The 23,168-nt window shown below is 54.5% G+C and carries 17 protein-coding genes; 11 read left to right on the forward strand and 6 right to left on the reverse strand.

The window, feature by feature from the left end; genetic code table 11:
* The first annotated feature begins 3 nt into the window (after nt 1-3).
* The 7 genes from nuoI (at nt 4) to KTJ90_RS06035 (ending at nt 7,018) form a co-directional block, all read left to right on the forward strand.
* Nucleotides 4-546 carry an NADH-quinone oxidoreductase subunit NuoI gene (gene nuoI, locus KTJ90_RS06005; protein WP_003854239.1) on the forward strand — a complete coding sequence of 181 codons (543 nt, stop codon included), beginning with the start codon at nt 4-6 and terminating at the stop codon, nt 544-546.
* A gap of 10 nt (nt 547-556) precedes the next feature.
* Nucleotides 557-1,108 (forward strand): NADH-quinone oxidoreductase subunit J, encoded by a 552-nt coding sequence (gene nuoJ / locus KTJ90_RS06010; RefSeq protein WP_003854237.1) that lies wholly within the window; start codon nt 557-559, stop codon nt 1,106-1,108.
* Nucleotides 1,105-1,407 carry an NADH-quinone oxidoreductase subunit NuoK gene (gene nuoK / locus KTJ90_RS06015; RefSeq protein ID WP_003854236.1) on the forward strand — a complete coding sequence of 101 codons (303 nt, stop codon included), beginning with the start codon at nt 1,105-1,107 and terminating at the stop codon, nt 1,405-1,407. The genes nuoJ and nuoK overlap by 4 nt, the downstream gene beginning before the upstream one ends.
* Nucleotides 1,404-3,239 (forward strand): NADH-quinone oxidoreductase subunit L, encoded by a 1,836-nt coding sequence (gene nuoL, locus KTJ90_RS06020; protein WP_078804612.1) that lies wholly within the window; start codon nt 1,404-1,406, stop codon nt 3,237-3,239. The genes nuoK and nuoL overlap by 4 nt, the downstream gene beginning before the upstream one ends.
* 210 nt (nt 3,240-3,449) lie before the next feature.
* Nucleotides 3,450-4,970, forward strand: a complete 1,521-nt coding sequence (gene nuoM / locus KTJ90_RS06025; RefSeq protein ID WP_003854232.1) for an NADH-quinone oxidoreductase subunit M — start codon at nt 3,450-3,452, stop codon at nt 4,968-4,970.
* A gap of 6 nt (nt 4,971-4,976) precedes the next feature.
* Complete coding sequence (nuoN, locus tag KTJ90_RS06030; protein ID WP_499026021.1) at nt 4,977-6,434, forward strand: NADH-quinone oxidoreductase subunit N; 1,458 nt, start codon at nt 4,977-4,979, stop codon at nt 6,432-6,434.
* A 125-nt stretch (nt 6,435-6,559) separates the two neighbouring features.
* Nucleotides 6,560-7,018, forward strand: a complete 459-nt coding sequence (locus tag KTJ90_RS06035) for a GNAT family N-acetyltransferase (RefSeq protein ID WP_182629569.1) — start codon at nt 6,560-6,562, stop codon at nt 7,016-7,018.
* A gap of 32 nt (nt 7,019-7,050) precedes the next feature.
* Here the strand turns inward: KTJ90_RS06035 and KTJ90_RS06040 are convergent, their stop codons facing one another.
* Nucleotides 7,051-8,709 (reverse strand): glucan biosynthesis protein D, encoded by a 1,659-nt coding sequence (locus tag KTJ90_RS06040; protein ID WP_182629568.1) that lies wholly within the window; start codon nt 8,707-8,709, stop codon nt 7,051-7,053.
* Nucleotides 8,710-9,044: 335 nt separating this feature from the next.
* Between KTJ90_RS06040 and elaB the strand changes: the two genes are divergently transcribed.
* Both elaB and KTJ90_RS06050 read left to right on the forward strand, forming a co-directional pair.
* Nucleotides 9,045-9,356, forward strand: a complete 312-nt coding sequence (gene elaB, locus KTJ90_RS06045) for a stress response protein ElaB (RefSeq protein WP_003854223.1) — start codon at nt 9,045-9,047, stop codon at nt 9,354-9,356.
* A gap of 245 nt (nt 9,357-9,601) precedes the next feature.
* On the forward strand, nt 9,602-10,798 hold the full coding sequence (locus KTJ90_RS06050) for a nicotinamide mononucleotide deamidase-related protein YfaY (protein WP_008926467.1): 1,197 nt from the start codon (nt 9,602-9,604) through the stop codon (nt 10,796-10,798).
* Nucleotides 10,799-10,937: 139 nt separating this feature from the next.
* Here the strand turns inward: KTJ90_RS06050 and yfaE are convergent, their stop codons facing one another.
* The 4 genes from yfaE to ubiG all read right to left on the reverse strand — a co-directional run bounded on the left by yfaE (nt 10,938) and on the right by ubiG (nt 15,920).
* A complete protein-coding gene (gene yfaE, locus KTJ90_RS06055) occupies nt 10,938-11,198 on the reverse strand; it encodes a class I ribonucleotide reductase maintenance protein YfaE (protein ID WP_003854219.1) in 261 nt (86 codons plus the stop codon).
* 2 nt (nt 11,199-11,200) lie between these two features.
* Complete coding sequence (gene nrdB / locus KTJ90_RS06060; RefSeq protein WP_003854217.1) at nt 11,201-12,331, reverse strand: class Ia ribonucleoside-diphosphate reductase subunit beta; 1,131 nt, start codon at nt 12,329-12,331, stop codon at nt 11,201-11,203.
* A 72-nt stretch (nt 12,332-12,403) separates the two neighbouring features.
* Nucleotides 12,404-14,689 carry a class 1a ribonucleoside-diphosphate reductase subunit alpha gene (gene nrdA / locus KTJ90_RS06065; protein ID WP_003854215.1) on the reverse strand — a complete coding sequence of 762 codons (2,286 nt, stop codon included), beginning with the start codon at nt 14,687-14,689 and terminating at the stop codon, nt 12,404-12,406.
* A 505-nt stretch (nt 14,690-15,194) separates the two neighbouring features.
* Complete coding sequence (gene ubiG / locus KTJ90_RS06070; protein WP_003854209.1) at nt 15,195-15,920, reverse strand: bifunctional 2-polyprenyl-6-hydroxyphenol methylase/3-demethylubiquinol 3-O-methyltransferase UbiG; 726 nt, start codon at nt 15,918-15,920, stop codon at nt 15,195-15,197.
* A gap of 177 nt (nt 15,921-16,097) precedes the next feature.
* Between ubiG and gyrA the strand changes: the two genes are divergently transcribed.
* Nucleotides 16,098-18,770: a DNA topoisomerase (ATP-hydrolyzing) subunit A gene (gene gyrA, locus KTJ90_RS06075; protein WP_003854208.1), complete on the forward strand. Its 2,673-nt coding sequence runs from the start codon at nt 16,098-16,100 to the stop codon at nt 18,768-18,770.
* An 842-nt stretch (nt 18,771-19,612) separates the two neighbouring features.
* Nucleotides 19,613-22,465 (forward strand): two-component system sensor histidine kinase RcsC, encoded by a 2,853-nt coding sequence (gene rcsC, locus KTJ90_RS06080; RefSeq protein ID WP_008926132.1) that lies wholly within the window; start codon nt 19,613-19,615, stop codon nt 22,463-22,465.
* A gap of 52 nt (nt 22,466-22,517) precedes the next feature.
* Here rcsC and rcsB read toward each other — a convergent pair whose 3' ends face one another.
* Nucleotides 22,518-23,168 (reverse strand): response regulator transcription factor RcsB, encoded by a 651-nt coding sequence (gene rcsB, locus KTJ90_RS06085; RefSeq protein ID WP_003854204.1) that lies wholly within the window; start codon nt 23,166-23,168, stop codon nt 22,518-22,520.

Below are 23,168 nucleotides of genomic sequence, written 5' to 3' on the forward strand. Positions count from 1 at the left end.
CAAATGACTTTGAAAGATATTGTCGTAGGCTTTGGCACGACAGTTCGCAGTATCTGGCTGATAGGGCTGCACGCCTTTGCCAAACGTGAAACGCAGATGTACCCGGAAGAGCCGGTTTATCTGCCGCCACGCTATCGTGGCCGTATCGTGTTAACCCGCGATCCGGATGGTCAGGAGCGTTGCGTCGCCTGTAACCTGTGTGCGGTTGCCTGTCCGGTTGGCTGTATTTCACTACAGAAAGCCGAGACCAAAGATGGCCGCTGGTACCCGGAGTTCTTCCGCATCAACTTCTCACGCTGTATTTTCTGCGGCATGTGTGAAGAAGCCTGTCCGACCACCGCGATTCAGCTTACCCCGGATTTCGAACTGGGTGAGTTTAAGCGTCAGGATCTGGTGTATGAAAAGGACGATCTGCTGATTTCGGGCCCGGGTAAATATCCGGAGTACAACTTCTACCGCATGGCAGGTATGGCGATTGACGGTAAAGATAAGGGCGAAGCGGAAAACGAAGCCAAGCCTATCGACGTCAAAGGCTTATTACCTTAAGGAGCAAGGCATGGAATTTGCGTTTTATCTTTGCGGACTGGTGGCGGTGCTGACGACGTTGCGCGTCATCACCCACACTAATCCGGTACATGCGTTGCTGTACCTGATCGTTTCGCTGTTATCGATCGCGGGCGTTTTCTTCTCTATGGGTGCCTATTTTGCGGGTGCGCTGGAGATCATCGTCTACGCTGGCGCCATCATGGTGCTGTTCGTCTTCGTCGTTATGATGCTGAACCTGGGCAAGCAGACGGAGAAGCAGGAGCGTGAGTGGCTTAGCCCGTCATTGTGGATTGGTCCCGGCATCGTCTCGTTGCTGCTGCTGGTGGTGATGATTTACGCCATCCTGACGGCGAATGACCAGGGCATTGATGGCACCATCATCGACGCCAAAGCGGTCGGCATCAGCCTGTTTGGTCCTTATGTACTGGCGGTTGAACTGGCTTCTATGCTCCTGCTGGCAGGTCTGGTCGTGGCGTTCCATATCGGTCGTGAAGAGCGTCAGGGCGAAGTCCTGAGTAACCGTAATGCTGACGCCGCTCAGGTGAAAAAGGAGAACGCATGATCCCGTTACAACATGGATTGATTCTTGCTGCCGTGCTGTTTGTCCTTGGACTGACGTCGCTGGTGATACGCCGCAATCTGCTGTTTATGCTGATCGGCCTTGAAATCATGATCAACGCCGCCGCCTTAGCTCTGGTGGTTGCCGGGAGCTACTGGGGTCAGGCCGATGGACAGGTGATGTATATCCTGGCGATCAGCCTGGCGGCAGCGGAAGCCAGTATTGGTCTGGCGCTGCTGCTTCAGCTCTATCGTCGTCGTCAGACGCTGAACATTGATACTGTGAGCGAGATGCGCGGATGAATCTTCTCTATTTAACTGTCTTGTTTCCGCTGATCGGCTTTCTGCTGTTAGCGTTTTCCCGCGGTCGCTGGTCTGAGAACCTGTCGGCCACGGTAGGTATGGGATCGGTGGGTCTGGCAGCATTGACTACAGTGATGCTCGGATTCGAGTTCTTCGCCAGTGGTCAGCAAGCCTATACCCAGTCACTCTGGACCTGGATGCATGTCGGCAACTTCGACATGAAAGTGAACCTGACGCTGGATGGCCTGTCTCTGACCATGCTGTCAGTCGTCACCGGTGTTGGCTTCTTCATTCATATGTTCGCCTCCTGGTACATGCGTGGAGAAGAGGGTTACTCCCGCTTCTTCGCCTATACCAACCTGTTTATCGCCAGCATGGTTGTTCTGGTGCTGGCCGATAACCTGATGCTGATGTATCTGGGCTGGGAAGGGGTAGGGCTCTGCTCTTATCTGCTGATCGGCTTCTACTACAGCAATCCGGAAAACGGCAAAGCGGCGATGAAAGCCTTTATCATCACCCGCGTGGGCGACGTCTTCCTGGCATTCGGCCTGTTCATTCTCTACAACGAGCTGGGCACGTTGAACTTCCGCGAGATGATGGAACTGGCGCCGGCGCACTTTGCCGCAGACAACCATATGCTGCAGTGGGCAACGCTGATGCTGCTGGGTGGCGCGGTCGGTAAATCGGCACAGTTGCCGTTGCAGACCTGGCTGGCTGATGCGATGGCCGGTCCGACACCGGTTTCAGCACTGATCCACGCCGCGACCATGGTGACAGCGGGTGTTTACCTGATTGCCCGCAGCCACGGTCTCTTCCTGCTGACGCCGGAAGTGCTGCATCTGGTCGGCATCGTCGGGGCAATTACCCTGGTGCTGGCGGGCTTTGCCGCGCTGGTACAGACCGACATCAAACGTGTTCTCGCTTACTCCACCATGAGCCAGATTGGTTACATGTTCCTGGCGTTGGGTGTTCAGGCGTGGGATGCGGCGATTTTCCATCTGATGACGCACGCCTTCTTTAAAGCGTTACTGTTCCTCTCTTCGGGTTCAGTGATTCTGGCCTGCCATCACGAACAGAACATCTTCAAAATGGGTGGCCTGCGTAAGAGCATTCCGCTGGTCTACACCTGCTTCCTGGTTGGCGGCGCGGCGCTGGCGGCACTGCCGCTGATTACGGCGGGCTTCTACAGTAAAGATGAGATTCTGTTCGGCGCACTGGCTAACGGTCACATCAACCTGATGGTTGCGGGTCTGGTAGGGGCGTTCCTGACCTCTATCTACACCTTCCGCATGATCTTCATCGTGTTCCACGGCGAAGAGAAAATTCATGCGCACGCCGGTAAAGGCATTACCCATCATCTGCCGCTGATTGTACTACTGCTGCTCTCTACGTTCATTGGTGCGCTGATTACGCCACCGCTGGCGGGTGTATTGCCAGCCAATGAGTTTGGTGAAGCGGGCAAAGTGGGACTGGAAATCACCTCAGGCATCGTAGCGATTGTCGGCATTCTGATCGCTGCTGCGCTGTGGCTGGGCAAACGTGAGCTGGTTACCCGTATCGCAAACAGTGCGCCAGGCCGCTTCTTCGGCACCTGGTGGTTTGCGGCCTGGGGCTTCGACTGGCTCTACGATAAAGTGTTCGTTAAACCCTACCTGGGCATTGCGTGGCTGCTGAAGCGCGACCCACTGAATGGTCTGATGAACCTGCCTGCGCTGCTGTCACGCATTGCCAACAAAGGCCTGGTTGTCAGTGAGAACGGCTACCTGCGCTGGTACGTTGCGTCAATGAGCCTGGGTGCCGTACTGGTGCTGGCTCTGCTGCTGGTGATTTAAAGATTGATGAGCGGGGCAGGTTAGTTAATCTGCCCATTGAGAATGTCAAAAATTGTCCTGAGCAAGGGCGTTATCGTCGCAGCCAGTCTGGTTACCGCCAGCGCGCAGCAACCGGAGCATACCGAGGTATGTGAGGATTGCGAGCACTGCCGGGAATCAAACTGGCAAGTAAGATAGCCCGAACTAAGACAAAGAAAAGGGAAGTGTGCCGTGTTATTACCTTGGCTAATTATCATACCCTTCGTCGGCGGTCTGATCTGCTGGCTCACTGAGCGCCTTGGCGCGAAGGTGCCACGCTGGATCGCGTTGATCACCATGGGGCTGACGTTGGCGCTTTCGCTGCAACTCTGGTTGCAGGGAGGCTATTCACTGACGCAGGCAGCGGGCATTCCGCAGTGGCAGTCAAGTTTCTCCGTTCCGTGGATCCCACGCTTCGGCATCAGCTTCCATCTAGCCATTGATGGCCTTTCGCTGCTGATGGTGGTGCTGACCGGCCTGCTCGGTCTGATGGCGGTGCTCTGTTCATGGAATGAGATTTCAAAGTATCAGGGCTTCTTCCATCTGAACCTGATGTGGATCCTGGGCGGCGTGATCGGTGTGTTCCTCTCCATCGACATGTTCCTGTTCTTCTTCTTCTGGGAAATGATGCTGGTGCCGATGTACTTCCTCATCGCGCTCTGGGGTCATAAAGCGTCTGACGGCAAAACCCGCATCTCCGCTGCGACTAAGTTCTTCATCTACACCCAGGCTTCCGGTCTGGTGATGCTGATTGCGATTCTGGGTCTGGTGTTTGTCCACTACAACGCGACCGGTGTCTGGACGTTTAACTACGAGCAGCTTCTGAAGACGCCAATGTCGAGCGGTGTTGAATATCTGCTGATGCTGGGCTTCTTTATCGCCTTTGCGGTGAAGATGCCGGTCGTACCGTTGCATGGCTGGCTGCCGGATGCGCACAGTCAGGCGCCGACTGCGGGTTCTGTTGACCTGGCAGGTATCCTGCTGAAAACCGCGGCTTATGGCTTACTGCGTTTCAGTCTGCCGCTGTTCCCGAACGCGTCAGCGGAGTTTGCGCCAATCGCTATGTGGTTAGGCATCATTGGTATCTTCTACGGTGCCTGGATGGCCTTCTCGCAGACCGATATCAAACGTCTGATCGCGTATACCTCGATTTCGCACATGGGCTTTGTGCTGATTGCTATCTACACCGGCAGCCAGCTGGCGCTGCAGGGTGCGGTGATTCAGATGATTGCACACGGTCTGTCCGCAGCGGCACTCTTCATTCTGTGTGGTCAGCTGTATGAGCGTCTGCATACCCGTGATATGCGTCAGATGGGTGGTCTGTGGTCGCGCATCAAATGGATTCCGGGTCTGTCGCTCTTCTTTGCTGTCGCCAACCTTGGTATGCCGGGTACTGGTAACTTCGTCGGCGAATTTATGATTCTGACCGGCAGCTTCCAGGTAGTGCCGATGATTATCATCATCGCGACCTTTGGTCTGGTGTTCGCCTCGATTTACTCGCTGGTGATGATGCAGCGCGCTTACTATGGCGAAGCGAAATCGAAAGATCCGCTGCCAGGTATGTCGCCGCGTGAGTTTATGACCATCGGTGTTCTGGTGGTGCTGCTGGTGCTGCTGGGCGTCTATCCACAGCCGATTCTGGATACTTCGCACGCTGCCATGAGCAATATTCAGCAGTGGTTTACCGCTTCAATTTCAACTACAAGGCCGTAATTCGCCATGACAATAACTCCTCACCAATTGATTGCGTTACTACCGCTGTTAATCGTCGGATTGACGGTGGTGGTTGTGATGCTGTCCATTGCCTGGCGACGCAACCACTTCGTTAACGCCACGCTAACGGTAGTTGGCCTGAACCTGGCGCTGTTCTCGCTCTACTTTGTCGGTCAGGTCGGGGCGATGGATGTCACGCCGCTGCTGCGCGTCGATGGCTATTCGATGTTCTATACCGCGCTGGTGATGCTGGCGAGTCTGGCGACCTGTACCTTTGCCTATCCATGGCTGGCGGGTTACCCGGACAACAAAGATGAGTTCTATCTGCTGGTGCTGATTGCGGCCCTCGGTGGCATCGTGCTGGCCAGTGCTAACCATCTGGCCTCGCTGTTCATCGGCATTGAGCTGTTGTCGCTGCCGCTGTTTGGTCTGATTGGCTACGCTTTCCGCCAGAAACGTTCGCTGGAAGCCGCACTGAAATACACCATTCTGTCTGCGGCGGCCTCATCGTTCCTGCTGTTTGGTATTGCGCTGATCTACGCCGATTCCGGTAACCTGAGCTTTGTTGCGCTGGGTCAGAGCCTGACTGACAGCATGATCCATGAGCCACTGCTGCTGGTGGGGCTGGGCATGATGATCATCGGCCTGGGCTTCAAACTTTCACTGGTTCCGTTCCATCTCTGGACGCCCGATGTGTATCAGGGTGCGCCTGCGCCGGTTTCAACCTTCCTGGCGACGGCCAGCAAGATTGCGATCTTCGGTGTCATCATGCGTCTGTTTATGTACGCGCCGGTGACCGACAGCGAAGCGGTGCGCACCGTGCTGGCCATGATCGCCTTTGTGTCGATTCTGTTCGGTAACCTGATGGCGATTTCGCAGAGCAACATCAAGCGTCTGCTGGGTTACTCCTCTATCGCCCACCTCGGTTATCTGCTGGTCGCGCTGATTGCAGTGAAAGATCATCAGCTGTCGCTGGAAACTTCCGGTGTTTACCTGGCCGGTTATCTGTTCAGCAGCCTGGGTGCCTTTGGTGTGGTGAGTCTGATGTCCAGCCCGTATCGTGGCCCGGATGCAGATTCACTCTACTCTTATCGCGGTCTGTTCTGGCATCGTCCTATCCTGTCAGCGGTCATGACAGTGATGATGCTGTCACTGGCCGGTATCCCGATGACGCTGGGCTTTATCGGTAAATTCTACGTGATTGCTTCAGGCGTCAGTGCGCATCTCTGGTGGCTGACCGGTGCGGTGGTAGCGGGCAGTGCGATTGGCCTTTACTACTATCTGCGCGTAACGGTAAGTCTCTACCTCAGCCCGCCGGAACTGCACACCCGTGATACCCCGGCTAACTGGGCATTCACCGCCGGTGGTGTCGTGGTCCTGATATCTGCCATTCTGGTACTGCTGTTAGGGGTTTACCCGCAGCCGCTCATCAGACTGGTGCAGATGGCTCAGCCACTGATGTAAGCTGATAACTGCGAATAATGAATCAGGCCTCCGGGCCTGATTTTTTTTGTCTGTCAGATGAGGTGACCAGCTGGTGCTGACGACCTCGCGCTGATGTAGAGTGTCTGGTTTAGTAAGGAGAGACCATGAACATTGACTGGCAGGATAAACACCATAGCGAACTTACCGCCCCGGAACTCTATGCGCTGCTGGCGTTGCGCAGTGCGGTGTTTGTGGTGGAGCAACAGTGTGCTTACCTTGATGTGGATGGCAAAGATTTACAGGCCAAAAACAGGCATCTGCTGGGCACGGTGGATGATCAGCTGGTGGCTTATGCGCGACTTCTTTCCCCGGAAGATGAAACCAGCCCGGTGAAAATTGGACGGGTCATTGTTTCAGATCGGGTGCGCGGTGCGCGTCTGGGCAATCGTCTGATGGAACAGGCGATCAGCAGTTGTCAGCAGCACTGGCCAGGCCGTGACATATTTCTCTCTGCGCAGGCGCATCTTGAAAACTTCTATGGGCAGCACGGCTTTGTGGCGGTGGGGGAGAACTATCTGGAAGATGGCATTCCGCACGTCGATATGCTGAAGAATGCGCCATAAAAAAAGCGAGGCCTGAGCCTCGCTTTATTCCATCAACCCACCGTCATCTGACGGTCATCGACATATTTGCGCTGATCCGGCGCAGGCGGGAAATACTGATAAAGCCAGGTTTCACTCAGCGTCTCATCCTTGCTGCGCAGGAACAGACGCATCTCCACTGGCTCGGTGGAATCGCTGTTCGGATACCAGTCAAACAGGATGCGGTATCCTTTGAGCGGATCGACATACAGAATTTCAACCTGCTTCACGCTGCCGGATGAAACGGTAATCACCGGCTCAATGCCTTTCGGCGCAGCAGCCTGCAGATCACCACCAATAAAATCGATGGCGAAGCGGCGGCACCAGGTTTCCGGGAAGTGTTCGCCAGGCGCCCAGCCTTCCGGGAAACCACCGATACCGGTACGGGTCGCATCCACACGTGCCAGACCGCTTCGCACTGGCGGCAGACCACTCCAGTAGAGCTTGTAAGAGAAGTTCAGCTCGCTGCCCGCTTTGACCGGCTCAGCCGGTTGCCAGAAGCAGACTACGTTATCCAGCGTTTCACCGGTGGTCGGGATCTCCATCAGGTTAATTGCGCCTTTGCCCCAGTTGCCGACCGGCTCCACCCACAGGCTCGGACGTTTGTCATACCAGCCAATCACATCCTGATAATCTTTGAAGTCGTGATTTAACTGCAGCAGGCCAAAGCCTCGCGGATTCTCATCTTCATAGGCATTGAACTGCAGACGCTGCGGATTATTCAGTGGGCGGGCGATCCATTCGCCTTTACCGGTCCACATCGCCAGACGATCGGAGTCGTGGATCTGCGGATGGTAGGTGTTGCACATGCGGCGCTCGTTGGTGCCGCAGCTGAACATACTGGTCATTGGCGAGATGCCAATCTGACGGATCTCTTTACGGGCGAACAGGTGGTTTTCCACCTCCATCACCACGCGTTTCTCTTCGCAGTGGATGATGAACTTATAGGCACCGGTGACACTCGCGCCATCCAGCAGGGCATAGCAGGTAAAGGTGGTATCTTCCGCTTTCGGCGTTTCAAACCAGAAGGCGGTGAAATCGGGGAACTCTTCCTGGCCATTGCTGAAGGTGTTGATCGCGACACCACGGGCCGAGAGGCCGTACTGGTAAGTATCGTCTACCGCACGGAAGTAACTTGCGCCAAGGAAGGATACGATGTCGCGACGGGCCAGTTCCGGTTTTTTAAATGCGCGGAAACCGGCGAAGCCGAGGTCAGTTTTGCCCTCCAGTTGCTTAGTATCAACCTTCGCGTCGTTATAGTTGAACAGCTCAGGGCGAAAGTGAATTTCGCGTGCCTGACGGCTCTCGCCGTCAACAGAGAACATGCGGATGCGCCGCTTGAAGCCCATGCCGACGTGGAAGAACTGCACGTCCAGCTGACGATCGGGCAGGTTATTCCAGAGTGAGTGGTTGGCGTCATACTGAATTTCGTTGTACGCCTGTGGGGTCAGTGTGGCCAGCGTCTCCGGCAGTGCACCTGGTGCACCGCCCCAGGGTTTCTTCGCCAGCGCAGCCGCGTTTTTCTTCAATACGTCGAAATCGAAGCGTACGGCGGTTCCGTCAGCAATGCCATCTTCTGCCCATGCGGATTGCGCAAACAGCGTTGACAGGCCGGTCATGCCGCTGACGGCAGAGAAGGCCATTGACGCTTTCATAAACATTCTTCGATTCATGCCAGAGATCATTCCTTAGCTGTTCGAGGGTGTCGTGACTGTTGTGCAACATGCACTTTCATGGCCCGATAATCACAGGCAACAGAGGGGTACGACAGTAGGGTTACTGGAAAATTCAGTCACGACAAAATTTATCAGATTAATCAAAGAAGCGAAGCGAAATTCGGCGGTTGCCGCTGCGTCTTACACTTCTTTGCGCAGCGAAGCGGCGCACCGCCTGCACTGAGTAAGATTAACAGATGAAAAATCAGGTGATTCCTGGAGCAGGAAATCAGCAGAGCGCCAGATTATGGCTATAGTTAATGAACTGCTTTGCAATTCACACGGAGGAAATGATGGTAAATCAGACAAATCAATTCGAATCGGGCCTCGATGACGATATTGCGTTACTGACCGAAACCCTGGAAGAAGTGCTTAAGGCATCAGGCGATCCGGCCGATCAGAAATACATTGAGCTTAAAAGCAAAGCTGAACAGGCGCTGAACGATGTTAAATCCCGTGTCAGCCAGGCGTCCGACAGTTACTACTATCGCGCTAAACAAGCGGCATACCGTGCAGACGATTACGTGCACGAAAAACCGTGGCAGGGCGTAGGTATTGGTGCAACCGCGGGCCTGGTTCTCGGCCTGCTGCTGGCGCGTCGCTAATCGCGATTCGCTGATGTAGCGCGGTAACAGACGACAGCAGTAAACCTGCGGCGGGGAAATCCCGCCGTTTTTTATTCTTTTCTCAACCCCTCATTGATTCACTTCTGTTGAGCCTGCTTCGCCCTCATTCATTTTTATGCGCAACGTGCTGCTTTAGATAAACCAGTAACAAACACGGGTCACACAGATTGTGTTTCGCAGGTGGACTTCATACAGTTAAATAAACGTGAAAAGGAGAACCGGACGTGATTAGAATTGAGATGCTGTCTACCGGGGATGAGGTGCTGCATGGCCAAATCGTCGATACCAATGCCGCCTGGCTGGCTGATATTTTATTCCAGCAAGGTTTGCCCATGACCAGCCGAACCACGGTTGGGGATTCACTGGAATCGCTCATCGACACCCTGCAGACACGAAGCCATGAGGCCGACGTGTTGATTGTGAATGGCGGCCTGGGTCCCACCAGTGACGATCTCAGCGCGCTGGCAGCCGCTCGCGCCTGTGGGGTTGAACTGGAGATGCAGCAGGACTGGCTGGCACAAATGGAAGCCTGGTTCGCCAGCCGTGGCCGGGTGATGGCCGCCAGCAATCGCAAGCAGGCTGAAATTCCGGCCAATGCGGAGCTGATTGATAATCCGGTTGGAACCGCCTGTGGCTTTGCCCTGCAACTCAACCGCTGCTGGATATTCTTCACGCCTGGCGTGCCATCTGAATTTAAGGTGATGGTGGAGCAGCAGATCATTCCCCGTCTGAAAGCAAAATTCTCGCCGCCCGAACCGCCGATTTGTCTGCGACTGACCACCTTTGGTCGCGGTGAAAGTGATATTGCCGCTGAGCTGGAGCCGCTGGCGCTGCCGGAAGGTGTGGTGATGGGCTATCGCTCGTCGATGCCGATCATTGAGATCAAACTGACCGGCCCGGCCAGTCAGCGTGTCGCGATGGAGCAGGTGTGGCAGCAGGTGCGTCTGTTACTGGCGGAGTGCACTATCTTTGAAGGCACGGAAGGGTTACCGGCGCTGCTGGCACGCGAGCTGACGCAGCGTGGCGAGCAGCTGGCGGTCAGTGAGCAATACACCGCCGGGCTGCTTTACTGGCAGCTGGCTGCCGCCAGCGTGCCGTTGCGGGGCGCTGACATTCTGCCATCAACGCAGGAGACGCTGGAGCAGCAGGTGACGCGCACCCGCGAACTTGCCGCACAGCAGCAGGCAGCGCTGGCGCTTTCTGTTGGCAGCCTGGAACAGGAAACGATTTCGGTAGCGTTACATACGCCGGATGGCGGCTTTGGTCAGCGCGTGAAGTTCAGCACCGGTCGTCATAACCTGGAGACGCGCCAGAAGGTGGTAGCGATGATGGCGATGAATATGCTGCGCCGCTGGTTACACGGCAGCGAAGTGAGCACCGGTCACGGCTGGATTGATGTGGTTGAAACTGTCAGACAGTAATTTCAGTGAAAACAAAACGGGCGCCAGAGGCGCCCGTTTTGTATGTGACTGTGAATGACCCTTTGCGGGGGCATTCTCACAGCAATAAATAAGCTGACTCGATCCAACCGCAAATCAAGCCAGACTTGTTCAGCCTCAGCTACAACTCAAGCTCAATCTCGCCTTTAGCTTTGCAGCAGCAGGGCAGGATCTCATCCTGCTGCACAAACGCCAGCGGCCGCTGTGGGTAATGCACTTCGCCTTTCAGCAGCCGCATCCGGCAGGAGCCGCAGTAACCTTCGCGGCACTGAAACTCCACGCAGAGATTATTGGCTTCCAGCAGGGAGAGCAGATTGGGGTGATCTTCTGCGCATTCCAGCCGGGCGCCGGAACTGCGCAGAATAACAACGTCGCGGCTCATGATTAAAGCTGGAAGTCGTCGAAGTCGTTAGCGCCCACTTCAGAATCGATCTGACCCACCAGATAGGAGCTCACTTCCACTTCCTGTGGCGCAACCTGCACGTTGTCAGACACCAGCCAGGAGTTGATCCATGGGATCGGGTTAGAGCGCGTCTGGAAGGGCAGATCAAGGCCAACTGCCTGCATACGGATATTGGTGATGTACTCAATGTACTGGCAGAGAATGTCTTTGTTCAGGCCGATCATTGAACCGCCGCTGAACAGATATTCCGCCCACTCTTTCTCCTGCAGCGCTGCCTTCTTAAACAGCTCGAAGCACTCTTCACGACACTCTGCCGCAATCTCTTTCATTTCCGGATCGTCTTCGCCGCTGCGCAGCAGGTTCAGCATATGCTGGGTGCCGGTCAGGTGCAGCGCTTCATCGCGGGCGATCAGTTTGATGATTTTGGCATTGCCTTCCATCAGTTCACGCTCGGCGAACGCGAATGAACAGGCGAAGCTGACATAGAAACGGATCGCTTCCAGCGCATTGACGCTCATCAGGCAGATATAGAGCTGCTTCTTCAGGGCACGCAGGCTGACCACAACCTGTTTGTCGTTGACCTTATGCGTGCCTTCGCCCAGCTGATGCCAGTAGTTAGTCATCTCAATCAGATCGTCGTAATAGCGTGAGATATCCTGGGCACGCGCCAGAATCTGCTCATTGGTGACGATATCGTCGAATACCACCGCCGGATCGTTAACGATATTACGGATGATATGGGTGTAAGAACGGGAGTGGATCGTCTCGGAGAAAGCCCAGGTTTCAATCCAGGTTTCCAGCTCAGGAATCGAGATCAGCGGAAGCAGGGCGACGTTCGGGCTGCGACCCTGAATGGAATCCAGCAGTGTCTGATACTTCAGGTTGCTGATAAAGATATGCTTCTCGTGGTCCGGCAGCGCCTGGTAGTCAATTCGGTCGCGTGAGACATCAACCTCTTCCGGACGCCAGAAGAAGGAGAGCTGCTTTTCGATCAGCTTTTCAAAGATGTCATATTTTTGCTGATCGAAGCGCGCCACGTTTACGGACTGACCGAAAAACATCGGCTCTTTCAGCTGATCATTTTTGTTCTGTGAGAAAGTGGAGTAAGCCATAAAAGTTGTCCAAAAGTAGACGAAGCCAGGCCTCGTGAAATGAATGAGGCGGGAGAATCTCCCGCCTGACCATTAGATTTTACAGGCGCCGCTCTCGCAGCCATCATCCTGGATAGAAGGTGCCAGGTCATCCTGCGCATCTTCCGCACCGTCACGGGTGTTCTGATAGTAGAGCGTTTTCACGCCAAACTTGTACGCGGTCAGCAGATCTTTCAGCAGCTGTTTCATCGGCACTTTACCGTTAGTAAAGCGTGATGGATCGTAGTTGGTGTTAGACGAAATCGCCTGGTCGATGAATTTCTGCATCAGACCCACCAGTTGCAGGTAACCGTCATTGTTCGGCATTTCCCACAGCAGTTCGTACTGATCTTTCAGACGCTCATACTCCGGCACCACCTGACGCAGGATGCCATCTTTCGATGCTTTGATGCTGATGTGACCGCGTGGTGGCTCGATGCCGTTGGTGGCATTGGAGATCTGCGACGAAGTCTCAGACGGCATCAGCGCAGACAGGGTCGAGTTACGCAGGCCGTGCGTTTTGATCTCTTCACGCAGGCTTTCCCAGTCGAGATGCAGCGGTTCGTTGCTGATCGCGTCCAGATCTTTCTTGTAGGTGTCGATCGGCATGATGCCCTGCGCATAGGTGGTTTCATTGAACCACGGGCAGGCACCTTGCTCTTTCGCCAGCTCATTGGACGCTTTCAGCAGGTAATACTGAATGGCTTCAAAGGTTTTGTGCGTCAGGCCATTGGCGCTGCCATCGGAGTAGCGCACACCGTGCTTCGCCAGATAGTAAGCGTAGTTGATCACGCCAATACCCAGGGTACGACGACCCATTGCGCCACGCTGGGCAGCCGGAATCGGGTAATCCTGATAATCGAGCAGCGCATCGAGCGCACGAACGGCGAGGGTAGCCAGCTCTTCCAGATCGTCGAGGCTTTCGATGGCGCCAAGGTTGAACGCAGAAAGCGTACACAGTGCAATCTCACCGTTTTCGTCGTTAACATCTTCCAGCGGTTTGGTCGGCAGGGCGATTTCCAGGCAGAGGTTAGACTGGCGAACCGGGGCGATGCGCGGATCAAACGGGCTGTGAGTGTTGCAGTGATCGACGTTCTGAATGTAGATACGGCCGGTTGAAGCACGTTCCTGCATCATCAGCGAGAAGAGATCGACCGCTTTAACACGCTGCTTACGGATGCTCTGATCCTGCTCATATTTGGTGTAGAGACGTTCGAACTCATCCTGATCGGCGAAGAACGCATCATACAGGCCTGGCACGTCAGACGGGCTGAACAGGGTGATATCTTCGCCTTTCAGCAGGCGCTGATACATCAGCTTGTTGAGCTGTACACCGTAGTCCATGTGACGCACGCGGTTGCCTTCAACACCACGGTTGTTTTTCAGCACCAGCAGGCTTTCGATTTCCAGATGCCACATCGGGTAGAACAGCGTCGCTGCACCGCCACGCACGCCGCCCTGAGAACAGGACTTCACCGCAGTCTGGAAATGCTTGTAGAACGGGATACAGCCGGTGTGGAACGCTTCACCGCCGCGAATCGGGCTGCCCAGCGCACGGATACGACCGGCGTTGATGCCGATACCAGCACGCTGAGAAACATATTTCACAATCGCGCTTGAGGTGGCGTTGATGGAGTCCAGGCTGTCGCCGCACTCGATCAGCACACAGGAGCTGAACTGACGCGTCGGGGTTCGCACACCTGACATGATTGGCGTCGGCAGCGAGATTTTAAACGTTGAGATCGCATCATAGAAACGCTTGATGTAATCCATACGCGTATCGCGCGGGTAGCCAGAGAAGAGGCAGGCCGCGACCAGAATGTAGAGGAACTGCGCACTCTCGTAGATTTCACCCGAGACGCGGTTCTGCACCAGATATTTGCCTTCCAGCTGCTTCACGGCGGCATAGGAGAAGTTCATGTCTCGCCAGTGGTCGAGGAACTCGTCCATCTGCGCGAATTCTTCCTGGCTGTAATCTTCCAGCAGGTGGCGATCATATTTGCCCATGTCGACCATCTTAACGACCTGATCATAAAGCTTCGGCGGCTCAAACTGACCATACGCTTTTTTGCGCAGGTGGAAGATCGCCAGGCGGGCAGCCAGGTACTGATAGTCAGGGGCATCGCGAGAGATGAGGTCTGCTGCGGCCTTGATGATAGTCTCATGAATGTCAGACGTTCTGATTCCATCATAGAACTGAATGTGAGAGCGCAGTTCCACCTGTGACACTGAGACGTTGTTCAGCCCTTCAGCTGCCCAGTCCAGCACACGGTGAATTTTATCGAGATCAATGCGCTCCTGGCGGCCATCGCGTTTAGTAACGAGCAGACTCTGGTTCATGTCGCGTATTTACCTTTGCGTGAGTATCCAAAAATTAAAAGAAATCCCGGTTTATACACAGCCTATTCATTGTGAATAATGTGTGGATAAACACTACATCTAGGGGGTGAAGAGAAAAGTCATAACTACATGGGGGCATATTTTAGTATTTTACGGCCGCTTAACAAGAGCAAAAAATGATGGCTGGAGGGGTTGTAATTCTTGCGAAATTTCTTAGCCCACGCCTTGTAAGGCCTGGCAACATGTCAACCGGATCACACTTTTTTTTCTTATTATGATCGGGCGCGTGTTTCTTATTCAATCCTCAGGATTCAGCCAGAAAAGGGATGAAAAATGGATAAAAGCCGCTAGCAGGGGGGCGCGACGTTGAGCGGATGCGGGCATGGCTGACGTAACCTATTGGCAGCCATCGGAATGCCTGCCACCAGGCGAGGGCAGTGACCGCTCTGACAGGAAGAGCAGGCAGAGGAAAAAGTGCCCGCCCGGATTCAGGCGGGCAGATGACTTAACCCGCGTGGTGAGTGTGCACCATATAATTCACATCAGTGCCGGGCGCCAGTTTGAAGCGGTTGGTCACCGGGTTGTAATGCAGGCCAATAATGTGGCGTTCACGCAGGGGCGTTTCATCGACCCAGCCCAGCAGTTCGGATGGGCGGATGAATTTCTTCACATCATGGGTGCCGCGCGGCAACATGCGCAGCACATATTCCGCGCCGAAAATCGCCAGCAGCCAGGCCTTTGGATTGCGGTTCAGCGTTGAGAAAAAGACTTCGCCGCCGGGCTTGACCAGCTTCGCACAGGCGTGAATCACCGAGCGCGGATCCGGCACGTGCTCCAGCATCTCCATACATGTCACCACATCATACTTTCCGGCGTTCTGATCGGCATGCTCTTCAACGGTCTGTTGCACATAGTCCAGCGTCACGCCGCTCTCCAGAGCATGCAGGCGCGCCACGGCCAGCGGTTCCGCACCCATATCCAGACCGGTCACGACGGCGCCTTCACGCGCCATGCTTTCGGATAAAATGCCGCCGCCGCATCCGACGTCGAGCACGGTTTTACCGAACAGACCGTTGCTGTGCTGCGCGATGTAGCCCAGGCGCAGCGGGTTGATACGGTGCAACGGTTTAAATTCACCCTCCAGATCCCACCAGCGCGAGGCAACGGCCTCAAACTTGGCAATTTCCTGCGCATCGACGTTATGCTGATGATTCTGCGGTTGTGCATTCATTGAATCGTAACTCCTGACAAAATGTGCCCACAGTATAAACGCTTAACCGCAGTTGGCACACCTTTCAGGGACAATGAAAAGCGGGGGAAATCGGTGGTTAACGTTCACCAGAGCATTGCAGTGTGATATACTTTCGCACCTTTAAAATCCGGGATTAAGTAGAGGGATAGCGGCTCCATGAGCGACCTTGCGAGAGAAATTACACCGGTCAATATCGAAGAAGAATTAAAAAATTCTTACCTCGGTTACGCCATGTCGGTCATCGTTGGCCGAGCTTTACCCGATGTGCGTGATGGCCTGAAGCCGGTTCACCGTCGCGTTCTTTTTGCGATGAGTGTACTGGGTAACGACTGGAACAAACCCTATAAAAAATCTGCCCGCGTCGTCGGTGACGTTATCGGTAAATATCACCCGCATGGTGATTCCGCCGTTTACGACACCATTGTACGTATGGCCCAGCCTTTCTCCCTGCGTTACATGCTGGTGGACGGACAAGGCAACTTCGGTTCCATCGACGGCGACTCCGCCGCGGCGATGCGTTATACCGAAATTCGCATGTCGAAAATTGCCCACGACCTGTTAGCTGACCTGGAAAAAGAGACCGTCGATTTCGTCCCGAACTATGACGGCACTGAGCAGATCCCTGAAGTTCTGCCAACCAAAATCCCTAACCTGCTGGTGAACGGTTCTTCCGGTATCGCCGTGGGTATGGCAACCAACATTCCACCGCATAACCTGCGTGAAGTGATTAACGGCTGCCTGGCATATATTGAAAATGAAGACATCAGCATCGAAGAGCTGATGGAGCACATTCCGGGGCCAGATTTCCCGACAGCCGCCATCATCAATGGTCGCCGTGGTATTGAAGAAGCGTACCGCACCGGTCGCGGTAAAATTTATATCCGTGCGCGTGGCGAAGTGGAAGCCGATGCGAAAACAGGCCGCGAGACCATCATCATTCATGAGCTTCCGTATCAGGTTAACAAAGCACGCCTGATTGAGAAGATTGCGGAGCTGGTGAAAGAGAAGCGCGTTGAAGGCATCAGCGCACTGCGCGATGAGTCTGATAAAGACGGCATGCGTATCGTGATTGAGATCAAGCGCGATGCCGTCGGCGAAGTGGTTCTGAATAATCTCTATTCACTGACCCAGCTGCAGACCTCTTTTGGTATCAATATGGTGGCGCTGCATCAGGGCCAGCCAAAGATTATGGCACTGAAGGAGATTCTGGACGCCTTCGTTCGCCATCGTCGTGAAGTCGTGACGCGTCGTACTATTTTCGAACTGCGTAAAGCCCGTGACCGTGCGCATATTCTGGAAGGTCTGGCGATTGCGCTGGCGAATATCGATCCGATTATTGAGCTGATTCGTCGTGCACCTAACCCGGCAGAAGCGAAAGCGGGTCTGATTGCGCAGGCGTGGGATCTGGGTAATGTGTCAGCGATGCTGGAACGTGCGGGCGACGATGCCGCTCGTCCGGAGTGGCTGGATCCGCAGTACGGCATCCGTGACGGTCAGTACTATCTGACCGAGCAGCAGGCTCAGGCGATTCTGGATCTGCGTCTGCAGAAACTGACCGGTCTTGAGCACGAGAAGCTGCTGGATGAGTATAAAGGTCTGCTGGAGCAGATCGCAGAGCTGTTGCGCATTCTGTCTGACGCCGATCGTCTGATGGAAGTGATTCGCGAAGAGCTGGAGCTGATGCGTGATCAGTTCGGCGATGAGCGTCGCACAGAGATTACTGCCAATACCGCTGATATTAATATCGAAGACCTGATCAATCAGGAAGATGTTGTGGTGACATTGTCGCATCAGGGCTACGTGAAGTATCAGCCGCTGACCGACTATGAAGCGCAGCGTCGTGGTGGTAAAGGCAAGTCAGCCGCACGTATTAAAGAAGAGGACTTCATTGATCGTCTGCTGGTGGCCAATACCCATGACACGATTCTCTGCTTCTCAAGCCGTGGTCGTCTCTACTGGATGAAGGTTTATCAGTTGCCGGAAGCGAGTCGTGGTGCGCGGGGACGTCCGATCGTGAACCTGCTGCCGCTGGAAGCCAACGAGCGTATTACAGCGATTCTGCCGGTACGTGAGTATACCGAAGGCTTCAATATCTTTATGGCGACCGCGCTGGGAACCGTGAAGAAGACCGCGCTGAAAGAGTTCAGCCGTCCGCGCAGCGCCGGTATTATTGCCGTGAACCTGCGTGACGATGATGAGCTGATCGGTGTGGCGCTGACCAATGGTAATGACGAAGCGATGCTGTTCTCCGCAGCCGGTAAAGTGGTGCGCTTTGCAGAAACCGCAGTCCGTGCGATGGGTCGTACCGCCTCTGGCGTTCGCGGCATCAGGCTGGCTGAAGGCGATCGTGTGGTCTCGCTGATTGTACCGCGTGAAGAGGGTGCAATTATGACCGTGACCCAGAATGGTTACGGTAAGCGTACTGCCAACAGCGAATACCCGACCAAGTCGCGTGCGACGCAGGGTGTTATTTCCATCAAAGTGACCGAGCGCAATGGTCCGGTGATTGGCGCGGTTCAGGTTGTCGATGGCGATCAGATTATGATGATCACCGATGCTGGTACGCTGGTGCGTACCCGCGTGTCAGAAGTGAGCGTCGTGGGTCGTAATACCCAGGGTGTGATTCTGATTCGTACCGCAGAGGATGAGAACGTGGTCGGTCTGCAGCGTGTTGCCGAGCCGGTTGAAGAAGAAGAGCTGGATTCAATCGACGGTAGCGTAGCGGAAGGCGAGGATGATATCGCGCCAGAAGCAGAGATCGACGATGAAGAGATTGCACCGGAAGCGGATGCAGAAGACGAAGACGACGCGGCTGAAGACGAAGAATAATTTGTCTGATGTGAGCTGAGGTTCGTTGCAGAAACGGCAGGTCAGGGGAAACCCGGCCTGCCGTTTTTTTTGATGTGATGGGGAGGATTGCAGGGAGCAGGGAGCTTATGGCTGCGAAATCGGAGCCGTCGAAAGACCCGCACTGCCCGATCGCAAAGGAATCCCGCATCCCTGCGGATCGGCCACGCCATCCCTGGCGTGGACGCTTTGCTCTTCGGGAAGTGCAGGTCTTTCTTGTTCAGGCAGCGGCGTCGCGTTAAGTGGGTTGCAGGACAGAGGTGGCAGAGGGGCGGGAGCTGGTGGCTGTGAGAGGGGAGCCGTCGAAAGGCCCGCACTGCCCGATCGCAAAGGATTCCCGCATCCCTGCGGATCGGCCACGCCATCCCTGGCGTGGACGCTTTGCTCTTCGGGCAGTGCGGGTCTTTCTTGTTTGGGCGGCGGCGTCGTTTTGTGTGGATTGCAGGACAGAGGTGACTGGGTGGGGGAGACGGTGGCTGTCAGTCGGGTGTAGCCGAAAGGCCTGCACTGCCCGATCGCAAAGGATTCCCGCATTCCTGCGGATCGACCACGCCATCCCTGGCGTGGACGCTTTGCTCTTCGGGCAGTGCGGGCCTTTCTTGTTTAGTCAGCGGCGTCGCTTTTCAATGTTGTGAGCGTGTGTTTGTTTGAGTGCGCAGAAGCGGCCACTGGATGCTGGAGTTAACGTGTCGCTTTCACTGTCTTAAAAGATTCCCAAACTTTCCGCTAAACCTGCGGCTGGCTGGCTTTTTTCGCCCGATAAAGCTAGTGTATGGGCATTAAAAATCGATGATGCGACTAACCTTGCCAACTGCGAGTCACCTTTGAAATATCCTGTCTCTTTCCGCACTACGCTTCGCATCTCGCGCTACCTTTTCCGCGCGCTGGCGCTGCTAATCTGGACGCTGGGCGCCGTTCTGACAGCGTTTTATATTATCAGCGTACTGCATAATAAAGAGACGCAGGTTCGGCAGGAGTTTGCCAGCAACTACGGCACGATTCAGTGGTATGTGCGCCATTCGGCGGACATGGTGCGTGAACTGAAATATATCACCGAGAACCGCTTAACCAATGCCAGCAGTGGCCTGGATGTACTGACCGGCATGATGCCAGGCAAAACAACCCAGCCGCAGTTTACGCCACTCTTTTCGGATGGCGACTGTACCTCAATGAGCAATACCTGGCGCAACTCGCTCGATTCTCTCAGCTACTACATCAATTACTGGAAAAGTAACTTCGCCTCGTCGTATGAACTGAATCGGGTGTTCTTTATCGGTGGAGAAAGTCAGTGTCTGGCCGACTTTACGATTGGCAGCAGCAACGCTGATCGGGAACGCAGCCTGAAATCGCTGCGTGAGAATGTGCTGCGTTATCGCAACAGCAGTGAAGAAGAGCGCCGAAATCCGATGTACTGGATCAACAGCAGTGCTCAGCCTGGCGTCGGCACTTTCTATATGGTGGTGCCGGTTTACGTCGCGAACAAGTTACAGGCACTGCTGGGTGTTGAGCAAAATATCCGACTGGATGAGTTTATTCAGCCGGGCAGCCTGCCGATCATTGCGTCGATTACCGATGAGAACTATCGTCCACTGCTTAACTCGCGGCGCGGCGGCCTGGGCTTCTCGCTCGACAATCTGCCTGATGATAAAACCTGGTTCGGTTACCTGAATGGGTATCGTCAGCTGGTGCTGAAAAAGCCACTTCCGCCCTCCGATCTGAATGTGGTGTGGTCAGTACCTACCGATGTCATGGTGGATCAGCTAAAGCTGATGATCATCAATGCGCTGCTGCTCAATATTTTCAGTGCCGTTATCCTGTTTACTCTCGCCTGGGTATTCGAGCGCCGGATGTTCCTGCCGGCAGAGGAGAATGCACATCGTCTGGAAGAGCATGAGCAGTTTAACCGTAAGATTGTCGCCTCGGCGCCGGTGGGGATCTGTATCTTACGCACCAGCGACGGCACCAATATTCTGAGTAATGAGCTGGCACATAATTATCTGACGTTGCTGACGCAGGAGGACCGCCTTCGGCTGAATGAAATCATTGGCGGGCAGCAGGTTAACTTTGTTGATGTGCTGACCGGCAGCAATACCAACCTGCAAATCAGCTTTGTGCATTCGCGCTATCGTAATGAGAACGTCGCGATTTGTGTGCTGGTTGATGTCTCGGCGCGCGTAAGGATGGAGCAGTCTCTGCAGGAGATGGCCCACGCGGCAGAGCAGGCGAGCCAGTCAAAATCGATGTTCCTTGCCACCGTCAGTCATGAACTGCGCACGCCGCTCTATGGCATTATCGGTAACCTCGATCTGTTGCAGACCAAAGAGCTACCCAGCGGTATCGACTCGCTGGTGACGGCCATGAACAACTCCTCCAGCCTGCTGCTGAAGATCATCAGTGATATTCTCGACTTCTCGAAAATCGAGTCAGAGCAGTTGAAAATTGAGCCACGTCCGTTTGCCCCTCGCGAAATTGTCACGCACATTGTGGGCAACTATCTGTCGCTGGTGGTGAAGAAGCGGCTGACGCTTTACTGCTTTATCGAACATGACGTTCCGCAGGTGCTGGACGGCGATCCGTTGCGCCTGCAGCAGGTGATCTCGAACCTGCTTAACAATGCGATTAAGTTTACCCATACCGGCTGTATTATTCTGCACGCCTACGTTGCACAGGGCTATCTGGCTTTCCGCGTTCGTGACACCGGTGTCGGCATTCCGGCGAAAGAGCTTCCGCGCCTGTTTGATCCTTTTTTCCAGGTGGGAAATGGCGTGCAGCGCAATTTCCAGGGGACCGGGCTGGGACTGGCGATCTGTGAAAAGCTGATCAATATGATGGATGGCGACATTGAGGTCGACTCAGAGCCAGGCATGGGCAGCCAGTTTATTGTGCGTATTCCGATCTACCAGGGACAGAAGCCATCACTGATGCTGCTGGAGGACTTACAGGATAAGAAAATCTGGCTGGCGATGCGCAATGAGTATCTTGCGGCGTTTATCACGCGTCAGATTCAGCAGCAGGGTATTCAGGTTGCGGAGTATAACGGTAAGCCAGGCCCGGATGATGTGGTCATGACGGATTACGAACTGGAGACTGATGCACCGCTTCGCGCACTGGTCACGTTTGACGGATCCCATGTCGATATGCCGCGTGAACGTCAGCCGGGACGCTGGATCCACTCCACCGCCACACTGCACGAGGTGCCGGCGCTGCTGGCACGCATCTACCGGATTGCACTGGGCAATGACGCCGCCGATGCGCTGCTACTGGCCACCCCGGTAGAAGAGAAAGTTCATAACGATGACATCATGGTGCTGATCGTCGATGACCATCCTATTAACCGCATGCTGCTGTCTGAACAGCTTGGCACGCTGGGCTATCAGGTGAAAACGGCCCAGGATGGCGTTGATGCCCTGAATGTCCTGAGTCGTAATGAGATTGATATCGTGCTCACCGACGTGAATATGCCGAACATGGATGGTTATCGCCTGACGCAGCGATTACGTCAGCTGGGCCATCTGTTCCCGGTTGTGGGCGTAACGGCGAATGCGCTGGCAGAAGAGAAACAGCGTTGTATGGATGCAGGTATGGATAACTGTCTGTCGAAGCCGGTGACGTTAGACGTGCTGAAAGTGACGCTGGCAATCTATGCTGAACGGGTTCGTAAAACGCGGCGGGGATAGGGCAGGAAAGGGCAGAGGCGAAGCGGTGCAGCTGCACCGCTTCAGGAGGAACTTAGTCTCTTTCGACCTGACTCTGGCTGACAGAGGACAGGTAGTTCAGCAGTGCGATATCGTTATCCACGCCCAGTTTCATCATCGCTGATTTCTTCTGGCTACTGATAGTTTTGATACTGCGGTTCAGTTTCTTGGCGATTTCGGTTACCAGGAAACCTTCTGCAAACAGACGCAGCACTTCACTCTCTTTCGGTGACAGGCGCTTGTCGCCATAACCACCCGCGCTGATCTTCTCCAGCAGTTTCGCAACGCTTTCTGGCGTGTATTTCTTGCCTTTCTGCAGTGCAGCCAATGCTTTTGGTAAATCGGTAGGCGCGCCCTGTTTCAGGACAATCCCTTCGATATCGAGATCAAGGACTGAACTCAGAATCGCCGGGTTATTGTTCATGGTCAGAACAATAATCGAGAGATCCGGGTAGTGGCGTTTAATATATTTAATCAGCGTAATACCATCGCCATACTTCTCACCTGGCATAGAGAGGTCGGTGATCAGGACGTTGGCATCAAGCTTGGACAGATTATTGATCAGTGCTGTTGAGTCTTCGAACTCACCTACAACGTTGACCCATTCAATTTGTTCCAGAGACTTTCGGATACCGAAAAGGACAATTGGATGGTCATCGGCAATAATTACGTTTAAGTTATTCAT

This window comes from Pantoea jilinensis (assembly GCF_019104105.1).
In the GTDB taxonomy this organism is placed as follows: domain Bacteria; phylum Pseudomonadota; class Gammaproteobacteria; order Enterobacterales; family Enterobacteriaceae; genus Pantoea; species Pantoea eucalypti.